Annotated in this window: 6 protein-coding genes and 2 tRNA genes; 3 read left to right on the top strand and 5 right to left on the bottom strand. The window is 68.1% G+C overall.

The window, feature by feature from the left end:
* Positions 1-71: 71 nt before the first annotated feature.
* Together tig and BHU15_RS27385 are read right to left on the bottom strand one after the other, a co-directional pair.
* Positions 72-1,511: a trigger factor gene (gene tig / locus BHU15_RS27390; protein ID WP_069629623.1), complete on the bottom strand. Its 1,440-nt coding sequence runs from the start codon at positions 1,509-1,511 to the stop codon at positions 72-74.
* A 177-nt stretch (positions 1,512-1,688) separates the two neighbouring features.
* Positions 1,689-1,765 (bottom strand) — tRNA-Pro (locus BHU15_RS27385).
* Positions 1,766-1,900: 135 nt separating this feature from the next.
* On the opposite strand from BHU15_RS27385, the gene BHU15_RS27380 reads away from it, so the two are divergent.
* A tRNA-Gly gene (locus tag BHU15_RS27380) sits at positions 1,901-1,974 on the top strand.
* A gap of 102 nt (positions 1,975-2,076) precedes the next feature.
* Here BHU15_RS27380 and BHU15_RS27375 read toward each other — a convergent pair.
* Positions 2,077-2,271, bottom strand: a complete 195-nt coding sequence (locus tag BHU15_RS27375) for a hypothetical protein (RefSeq protein WP_031231641.1) — start codon at positions 2,269-2,271, stop codon at positions 2,077-2,079.
* Positions 2,272-2,718: 447 nt separating this feature from the next.
* On the opposite strand from BHU15_RS27375, the gene BHU15_RS27370 reads away from it, so the two are divergent.
* Positions 2,719-3,909, top strand: coding sequence for an acyltransferase family protein (locus tag BHU15_RS27370; RefSeq protein ID WP_069629622.1), 1,191 nt, complete (start codon positions 2,719-2,721; stop codon positions 3,907-3,909).
* Here the strand turns inward: BHU15_RS27370 and BHU15_RS27365 are convergent.
* Entirely contained in the window at positions 3,889-4,335 is a 447-nt protein-coding gene (locus BHU15_RS27365) for an HD domain-containing protein (RefSeq protein ID WP_069629621.1), read from the bottom strand. The two genes, BHU15_RS27370 and BHU15_RS27365, sit on opposite strands and share 21 nt — an antisense overlap.
* 132 nt (positions 4,336-4,467) lie before the next feature.
* On the opposite strand from BHU15_RS27365, the gene BHU15_RS27360 reads away from it, so the two are divergent.
* Positions 4,468-5,667: a cation:proton antiporter gene (locus BHU15_RS27360; protein WP_023541710.1), complete on the top strand. Its 1,200-nt coding sequence runs from the start codon at positions 4,468-4,470 to the stop codon at positions 5,665-5,667.
* A gap of 76 nt (positions 5,668-5,743) precedes the next feature.
* Here the strand turns inward: BHU15_RS27360 and BHU15_RS27355 are convergent, their stop codons facing one another.
* Positions 5,744-6,964: an MFS transporter gene (locus BHU15_RS27355; protein WP_069629624.1), complete on the bottom strand. Its 1,221-nt coding sequence runs from the start codon at positions 6,962-6,964 to the stop codon at positions 5,744-5,746.
* Between the last annotated feature and the right edge of the window lie 17 nt (positions 6,965-6,981).

The raw sequence follows: 6,981 nt of genomic DNA, 5'->3' as shown, positions 1-6,981 counted from the left end.
GGGGGGGGAACGGAGCGGGCCCCGGGCGCGAGTCGCGTCCGGGGCCCGGAGATCCGGTCGAGCGGGGACGCTCAGCCCTCGTTCTTCGCGTCCGCGGGCTTGTCGTCCGCGGGGGCGTCGGCCTTGGCGTCGGCCTCGGTCGCGGTCTCGCCGGAGGAGGCCTCGACGGTCTCGGCGGACTCGTCCGTCTCGTCCGTCTCCTCGTCCTCCAGGTCGACGACCTCACCGTTCGTGTCCGTCACCTTGGCGGACTCGACCACCACGGCGAGCGCCTTGCCGCGGGCGACCTCGCCGACGAGCATCGGCACCTGGCCGCCTTCGACGACGGCCTGCGCGAACTGGTCGGGCGACATGCCGGAGGACTGCGCGCGACGCATGAGGTGCTCGGTGAGCTCCTCCTGGTTCACGTTCAGCTTCTCCTTGTTGACCAGCTCGTCGAGGATGAACTGGGTCTTGATGCCCTTGACCGCCTGCTCCTTGGTCTCCTCGTCGAACTCCTCCTCCGTCTTGCCCTGGATCTCCAGGTACTTCGGAAGGTCGAGGCCCATCTGACCGAGCTGGTGGTGCTCCAGGTTGTGCTTGCGGGTCTTGATCTCGTCCTCGAGAAGCTTCTCGGGGATCGGGACCTCGGCCAGCTTCAGCAGCTCGTCGAGGACGCGCTCCTGGGCCTGGGTGGCCTGGTCGTACTGCTTCATGCTGCTGAGGCGCTTGCGGCTGTCCGCCTTCAGCTCCTCCAGGGTGTCGAACTCGCTGGCCATCTGCGCGAACTCGTCGTCCAGGTCGGGCAGCTCGCGGGCGGCGACCTGGGTGACCTTGACGGAGACCTCGGCGTCCTTGCCCTCGGCGGTGCCGCCCTTGAGCTGGGAGGTGAAGGTGGCCTCGCCACCGGCCTCCAGGCCGGTCACGGCCTCGTCGATGCCGTCGAGCAGCTCGCCGGAGCCGATCGTGTACTGCACGGCACTGGCGACGCCGTCCTCCAGGACCTCGCCGTCGACCTTGGCCTCAAGGTCGATCGTCACGACGTCGCCGTCGGCGGCGGCGCGCTCCACGGGGTTGGTGGAGGCGAAGCGCTCACGCAGCTCGTCGACGGACTTGTCGACGTCCTCGTCGGACACGTCGACCGCGTCGACGGTGACCTCGATGCCGGAGTAGTCCGGGATCTCGATGACCGGGCGGATGTCGACCTCGGCGGTGAAGGAGAGCAGCTCGCCGTCCTTCAGCTCCTTGATGTCGACCTCGGGCTGCCCGAGGACATTGAGCTCACCCTCGTTGACGGCCTCCGTGTAGAACTTCGGAAGGGCGTCGTTGACGGCCTCCTCCAGCACAGCTCCACGGCCGAACCGCTGGTCGATGACGCGGGCGGGGATCTTGCCCTTACGGAAGCCCTTCACCGTGACCTGCTCGTTGATCTTCTTGTACGCCGCGTCGAGGCTGTCCTTGAGCTCCTCGAAGGGCACCTCGACAGTGAGCCGAACCCGGGTCGGGTTCAGGGTCTCCACGGCGCTCTTCACGGTTCGGTCTCCTTGGTGGCTGATTCTGGGGTTCTGCCGCCCACCGTGACTTCCGGCGGACCAGCGGATTCGGCCCGGTTCTTCGCAGTCTCTTCAGACACACGGGCACGCAGCTTGCATAGTAGCCGCAAGCAGGATGAGGCCCACAACGCGATCATGAACAGGTACGTGTACTGATGGTCGGGGTGGCCGGATTCGAACCGACGACCTTCCGCTCCCAAAGCGGACGCGCTACCAAGCTGCGCCACACCCCGTCGGTGCGACACGTAGGGTACATGCCCGCGAGCGGTACGCCGGACCTAATAACCGCGGGAGATGTGGTGTGCGTGGGACGCCGCCGACCCGCTACGATGTTTCCGGTGCCACGGTCCTCGTGACCTGCGGCCCGTGCGGGCGTAGCTCAATGGTAGAGCCCTAGTCTTCCAAACTAGCTACGCGGGTTCGATTCCCGTCGCCCGCTCCACATGACTCAGGGCCAGGTCGGAGAATCACTCTCCGAACTGGCCCTGAGTCGTTGCGCATGCCGCCGGCGGCGGACGTGACACCACGCCGTCCCGGCGGGGAGCTAGAAGCTGATCTGGTTGATCGTCTCCGCTATCGAGTCCATGAACCTGTTCACCGACGGCGCCATGTCCGTGGAGGCCAGGAAGAAGCCGAACAGGATCGCGACGATGGCGGGGCCGCCCTTCAGGGAGCCGCCGCGGATCAGTACCACGAGGACGATCGCCAACAGCAGCACCACAGACAGTGAAATGGCCACAACTGATCACACCCTCGGTCGGTCCGCCTTGCCGGCCGCGGGAGCTCACGGCCTCGCACATTCCCGCTGCCTCCATCGTGCCACCAACCTCCGCCTGTGTGTGCGTCCGTGACGAATCATCGAGGGATGGATCACGCCAATCGCGTGGCCGGCGTGCCGGGTGTCGGGGCGGTTACGCCTGAGGCGGGGGATAAATACGGACGTCAATTCGAGGTGAGTACGGAGCCGTTCTCACAGCTCCTTCACAGGTAATTCGAGTCGACGTCGGGACAGTTCACCCCAGTGAATTCACGCGTAGTCACCATGCGCGGCGGACCCTGATGATATGCACCATTTAAGGGGGATTAAAAGGGGCATATCTACCGGTGGGCGACTGTTTCGGTGCCGAACACCCCAGTTGCGCGGGAGGTTTTACTCCGCGCATTGTGCCGGGCTAGGGTTAATCAGATGTCTCACGCTCCGCACGGATATGAGAGGGCCCCGCTCCCCCAGACCGGGGAGTTGGATCCCATCCCCCCAACGGCACAGACCTCATCGGCCGCTGTGGCCGAAACCCCTGTACGGACCCCTCAGGTTTCCGCGAAGCCGGCGCCCCCCACGCCCAAGACGTCCACGAAGCGAGACGCGTTCTTCGACAACGCGAAGTACCTGGCCATCGTGCTGGTGGCGATCGGCCACGCCTGGGAGCCCGTGATGGAGGGCAGCCGGGCGACGAAGGCGCTGTACATGGTCGTCTACTCGTTCCACATGCCGGCCTTCATCATCATCTCCGGCTATTTCTCCCGGAGTTACACCGGCAGACCGCGGCAGATCAGACGTCTGCTGACCGGGGTCGCCGTCCCGTACATCGTCTTCGAGGTGGCGTACTCGCTGTTCAAGCGGGCCACCAACGATCCGGACCACCCGATCAGTCTGCTCGACCCGTGGTATCTCACCTGGTTCCTGGCCGCGTTGTTCATCTGGCGGCTGACCACCCCGATCTGGCTGTCCCTGCGTCATCCGCTGCCGGTCGCCCTCGGTATCGCCGCGCTCGCCTCCTTCACGCCGAACATCGGCGAGGACCTCAATCTCCAGCGCGTGCTCCAGTTCCTGCCGCTGTTCGTCCTCGGACTCCTCCTCAAGCCCGAGCACTTCCAGTTGGTCCGCCGCCGGGAGGTCAGGCTGCTGGCCGTGCCGGTCTTCGTGGGCGCGATCGCCTTCGCGTACTGGGCGGCCGTACGGATGCAGAACGCGTGGTTCTACCACAACAGCGCGGCCCAGGATCAGGGCGCGCCGTGGTGGCTGGGCGTCGTCATGACCTTCGCGCTGTTCGGCTGCTCGGTGGTGCTGACGGCCGCGTTCCTGGCATGGGTGCCGCGCCGCAGGATGTGGTTCACGGTGCTCGGAGCGGGCACGATCTGCGGCTACCTGCTGCACGGCTTCCTCGTCAAGGGAGCCGTCTACAGCGGGATCTTCGACACCAACACCTGGCTGACCGAGCCCGCCGGCCGGGTCTTCCTCACCCTCCTCGCGGGTGTCGCGATGACGCTGCTGTGCACGCCGCCGGTCCGCCGGCTCTTCCGCTTCGCGACGGAGCCGGAGATGACGTGGGCGTTCCGGCGGGACGCCGTCGGGCGGTCAGGGAAGCAGGCCGAGTAGCCGCCGTACCTCCGCGTATTTCTCGGTGAGCCTGATCCGGGTCGCCTCGTCCAGTACGGCGAGGCGGCCCGGATCCGCGTTGTGCGCCAGATCCGACTCCTTGACGAGGAGCGCGCCCGGCGTGGCCAGGATCCGGCGGGTGTACGTGACGGTGTCCTCCCCCGTCAGCTTCGTCACCGCCAGGACCATCTCCTTCACCGCGGCCGGCAGCGCGGCGGCGTCCAGCCACGCGCGGGAGAGCGCGTCGTCCTCCACGGAGTCGTGCAGCCAGGCCGCCGCGATCTGCTCGTCCGTGCCGCCGCGCGACCTGACCCCGTCGGCGACCGCCTGAAGGTGTTCGGCGTACGGCCTGCCCGCCTTGTCGGTCTGGGTGGCGTGCGCCTCGCGGGCGATCAACTCCACCTCGGCCAGGCTGAGATACGTCATGCGGCCAACTCCGTGGGTAGGTCAAAAGTTGCAGGATAAATCGTTTGGTAAACTAATTACTGACGCATCCTTGACGCGCCTTTGACTTGATGGAGGAACGGTCCCATCGGACACGCAGACACGCTCATAGCCATGGGTGGCGCCTTCCTCGCCGCCGCTCTCCTCGCCCGCCTCGGCAGCCGGATCGAGCTGCCGACGATCCCGCTGTTCATCCTGGCCGGAATCCTGCTCGGCCCGCACACGCCCGGCATCGTGCTCGTCTCCGATCCGCACGAGCTGGAGATGCTGTCGGCCCTCGGCCTCGTACTGCTGCTCTTCTACCTCGGTCTCGAATTCCATCTGGACGACCTCAAGGCGGGCGGCCGGAAGATGGCCCTCGCCGGCGGCGCGTATCTCGCGCTGAACGTCGGCGCCGGGCTCGGCTTCGGCTTCGCGCTCGGCTGGGGCACGTCCGAGGCGCTGGTCCTCGCCGGTGTGCTCGGAATCTCCTCGTCCGCGATCGTCACCAAGATCCTGGTGGACCTCGGCCGGATCGGGAATCCCGAGACCAAGCCGATCCTCGGGATCATCGTCGTCGAGGACATCTTCCTGGCGCTGTACCTGGCCGCGCTCCAGCCGATCCTGTCCGGGGCCGACAGTCTCTCCGCCGCGATGACCGACGGCGGCAAGGCGTTCGGCTTCCTGCTGCTGCTGGCGCTGGCCGCCCGCTTCGGCAAGAAGGTCATCGGCCGCCTCATCAACACGAAGGACGACGAACTGCTCGTCATCTCCTTCCTGGGCGCCGCGGTCTTCATGGCCGGGGTCTCCGAGTGGTTCGGTGTCGCGGACGCGATCGGCGCGTTCATGGTCGGTCTGATGCTGGGCAGTACGACCTCCGGCGACCGGATCCGTACCCTCGTACACCCGCTGCGCGACGCCTTCGGCGCCATCTTCTTCTTCGCCTTCGGGCTGTCCATCAACCCCGGCGACCTGCCGACGGTGCTGTGGCCGGTGCTGGCCGCCGTCGCCCTGACGCTGACGATGAACATCCTGGCCGGGCTGGTGGCCGCCCGGGTCTACCGCTTCGGGTCAGGACCCGCGGCGAACATCGCGACGACGCTGGTCGCGCGGGGCGAGTTCGCCCTGATCCTCGCGACGATGGCGGCGGGAGCGGCGCTGGACTCGCGGCTGGCACCGTTCATCGCGGGCTACGTCCTGATCCTCGCGGTCCTCGGCCCGCTGGCGGCGGCCAAGTCGCACTGGCTGGCGCGGGTGTTGCCGGGTGGTGGTCGCGGCGGCGGTGACGGGGAGTCCAGCGACGAGTTGTCGCTCGCGAAGACGTCCGGGGCCTGAACCGGGGCGGGGGCCGGTGCGCCAGCGCACCGGCCCCCCAACTGGTGTGAGGACGCCTGGCGTTAGGACGCGAGTATTACGACGCCGGGTGTTCCGGCGAGTAGTCGCGTCCGAGCAGCAGCAGCGGTGTGGTCAGGAGCAGCAGCCCGGCGAGCGCGATCGCCGTACGCGGGCCCGTCATGGCTGCCAGCAGCCCCCACAGCGCCGTCAGCGCCGCGGTGGTGGTCTTGGTCGTGACCGACCACGCGGACAGGGTGCGCACGACCCGGTCCGTCGGGGTCTGTTCCAGGCGGTAGGTGGCGTACACCGGGTTGAAGACACCGATACAGGTGATCAGCGCCAGTTCGACCGTGATGACGAGCGCCATCCCGCCGATGCCGGGGCCGACGAAGGCCAGGGCGAGCGGCCAGCACGCACGCAGGGTCCCGGCGGTGAGCAGCACCCGGTGGCGGCCGAACCGGGTGACGAGCGGCTGCGAGAGACGTGAGCCGATGATGCCGCCGACACAGGGCACCGCGAACGCCACGGCGTACTGCCAGGGGGCGAACCCGAGCGGGCCCAGCATGAGGAAGGCGATCAGCGGTACGGGCGCCATGATCAGGCCGTTGACGAGCGCGGTGTTGAAGAACAGCGGGCGCAGCGCCGGGTGGGCCAGGATGTACCGCCACCCCTCGAACACGTCGGCGGCGCGGAACCGCCGGTCCCCGGTGCGTACCGGACGCGGCTCCTGCCCGCCGATGGCGCGGATGCCGACGGCCGACAGGAGGAAGCTGACCGCGTTGGCCACCACGGTCGTCAGCGGGCCGAGCAGGCCGATCGCGGCGCCGCCGAGGGGCGGTCCGAGGATGGTGGTGGTCCAGGTCGTGGACTCGAAGCGGCCGTTCGCGACGAGCAGGTCCTCGGGGCGTACGAGCCACTTCAGGTAGGCGCCGCTCGCGGCGGTGAAGGTGATGTCCGCCGCGGCGACGACGATCGACACGAGGAGGAGTTGGGCGAAGCCGAGCGCGCCGACGGCGTACGCGGCGGGGACACTCATCAGCGCGGCGAAGCGGATCAGGTCCATCGCCACCATCACAGGGCGCTTGCGGCGGAACTCCACCCACGGCCCGAGCGGTACGGCCACCGCGGCGCCCACCGCGAGTCCGGCGGCGGCCAGCAGCGAGACCTGGGCCGGGCCGGCGTGCAGGACGAGGATCGCGATCAGGGTGAAGGCGTCGAAGGCGAACCTGGTGCCGAAGGCGCTGGCCGCGTACGCCGTCGGCGCGCTCGGCTTCGCCCAACTCCTCCTCGTGTCGATCGTCGTCGCCGCGGCGG

It is taken from the genome of Streptomyces niveus, assembly GCF_001723055.1.
Classification (GTDB): domain Bacteria; phylum Actinomycetota; class Actinomycetes; order Streptomycetales; family Streptomycetaceae; genus Streptomyces; species Streptomyces niveus.
The sequence above is the reverse complement of the archived record's forward strand: the minus strand, read 5'-3'. Positions and strand labels throughout refer to the sequence as shown.

What these genes read in the sequence shown, in the direction of transcription:
- BHU15_RS27370 (WP_069629622.1), top strand. Translation starts at nt 2,719, where the DNA reads ATGTCTCACGCTCCGCACGGATATGAGAGGGCCCCGCTCCCCCAGACC.
- BHU15_RS27365 (WP_069629621.1), bottom strand. Translation starts at nt 4,335, where the DNA reads ATGACGTATCTCAGCCTGGCCGAGGTGGAGTTGATCGCCCGCGAGGCG.
- BHU15_RS27360 (WP_023541710.1), top strand. Translation starts at nt 4,468, where the DNA reads ATGGGTGGCGCCTTCCTCGCCGCCGCTCTCCTCGCCCGCCTCGGCAGC.